At 40.1% G+C, this 1,674-nt stretch carries 3 protein-coding genes; 1 reads left to right on the top strand and 2 read right to left on the bottom strand.

From position 1 onward, the window contains the following. Window positions 1–40: 40 nt before the first annotated feature. Window positions 41–688: a PAQR family membrane homeostasis protein TrhA gene (gene trhA / locus SORDD16_RS05930; protein ID WP_061452720.1), complete on the bottom strand. Its 648-nt coding sequence runs from the start codon at window positions 686–688 to the stop codon at window positions 41–43. Further along, window positions 685–1,131 (bottom strand): DUF1836 domain-containing protein, encoded by a 447-nt coding sequence (locus tag SORDD16_RS05925; RefSeq protein ID WP_061452719.1) that lies wholly within the window; start codon window positions 1,129–1,131, stop codon window positions 685–687. The genes trhA and SORDD16_RS05925 overlap by 4 nt, the downstream gene beginning before the upstream one ends. A gap of 134 nt (window positions 1,132–1,265) precedes the next feature. On the opposite strand from SORDD16_RS05925, the gene SORDD16_RS05920 reads away from it, so the two are divergent. Beyond that, window positions 1,266–1,674, top strand: a 409-nt coding sequence (locus SORDD16_RS05920) for a GNAT family N-acetyltransferase (RefSeq protein ID WP_241734020.1), incomplete at its 3' end; no start/stop codon positions are given.

The following is a 1,674-nucleotide window of genomic DNA, read 5'->3' as shown; positions in this document are numbered from 1 at the left end:
GATGAGTTCGAGTAAATGTTGCACTTATTCTTGCAATTTATCACATGAAATAAACAATAGCAATGTATTGGAGAGCAGATGCTGCTAGGATAAAGAGATGCCAAATCATGTGGAAATAAGGTTTCTTCTTGGCGTAAAATCCAGCTCCAACTGTATAACAGAGTCCACCAGTTACCATAAGACTCCAGAAAATTGGCGTCGTTTGACTGATAATGGCAGGAATGATAGCCAGAACCAACCAGCCCATAATCAGATAAAGAGCAAGGCTGAATTTCTCATTGACCTTTTTAGCAAAGATTTTATAGAGGATGCCAAAGATGGTCGTTCCCCACTGAATGGCAATGATCAGATAGCCAAACCAGTTATTCATCAAAGTCAATACGACCGGCGTATAAGAGCCTGCGATAGCCACATAAATCATAGAATGATCGATGATTCGCAAGACGTATTTGTGGGTCGAACCATAGGCCATAGAGTGATAGATGGTTGACGAGAGGAACATGAGAAAGAGACTGATAACAAAGATAGAAACACCAAAAGATGATAAAAATCCATGTGCTTCATAACTATAGGTGGATGAAATAGGGAGCAAGATGAGCATGATAACGGCACCTACAGCATGGGTCACGCTATTAGCAATTTCCTCTCCAAAACTGAGTTTTTTACTGAGCTTTAGACGGGTGTTCATTGAATTTCCTCCTTGTCTTTACTAAGGATTAAGTCTAGAGTTTGATGATAGAGTTTAACCGTTTGACAGCTAGTTTGGATAATAGGATTTTCTGGATCAATCCCATGGTTCATGTAGTCTACAAAAGCATCGTAGAGCTGGTCTGAACTCGCTTGAGTTTGTAGAGTATTCAGTGTCTGAGCAATTTCTTGGATCGAAAAGACAGACTTGAGAGTGGTGATGGCAATTAAACGGGCAATTTGTTTGCGTTGGTATTTTTTCTTGTCTGGCTTTGTCAGGTAACCATGTTTGACATAGTTATTGACCATGGATGCTGTTAGACCCTTGTCCTTATCTGGAGAGATAGGGGCACAGACTTGATTAACATAAAGTAAAACCTGATCCAGATAGAGGTCAATGTTTGGAATATCTTCCCATTTTGGGTAGGAAAAGTTAGAATCCATTTCCAACTCCTTTTTATCTAGTTTCGATAACTAGATTATAAAATAATAAAAAACAAAAGTCAAGTTTCAACTGCTTGTAGAAAGCTTTAAATTATGCTATGATGAGAGAAAATAGTTAGAAATGAGGGGAAAAGATGGAGATTCGTTTAGCTTTTCCAAACGAAGTAGATGCGATTATGCAGGTGATGGAGGATGCCAAAAAGTGCTTAGCCAAGTCTGGTAGCGACCAGTGGCAAAATGGCTATCCAAATGCGGATGTTATTATCGATGATATCATCTCAGGTCAAGCCTATGTGGCCTTGGAAGAAGGAGAACTACTAGCCTATGCTGCTGTGACCAAGAGCCCAGAAAAATCCTATGAAGCCATTTATGAAGGGAGTTGGCAGGGGGGAGAATCAGAATATCTGATCTTTCACCGTATCGCTGTGGCAGCAGATGTCCAAGGACAAGGTGTTGCTCAGACTTTCCTAGAAGGCTTGATTGAAGGTTTTGATTATCTAGATTTTCGTTCAGATACACATGAAGAAAACAAGGCCATGCAGC

The organism is Streptococcus oralis (genome assembly GCF_001578945.1).
Classification (GTDB): Bacteria; Bacillota; Bacilli; order Lactobacillales; family Streptococcaceae; genus Streptococcus; species Streptococcus oralis_Q.
This window is presented reverse-complemented; position numbering and strand designations above follow the sequence as displayed.

Excerpts from the sequence above, each read along its gene's own strand:
- trhA (WP_061452720.1), bottom strand. The coding sequence starts at position 688 with ATGAACACCCGTCTAAAGCTCAGTAAAAAACTCAGTTTTGGAGAGGAA.
- SORDD16_RS05925 (WP_061452719.1), bottom strand. The coding sequence starts at position 1,131 with ATGGATTCTAACTTTTCCTACCCAAAATGGGAAGATATTCCAAACATT.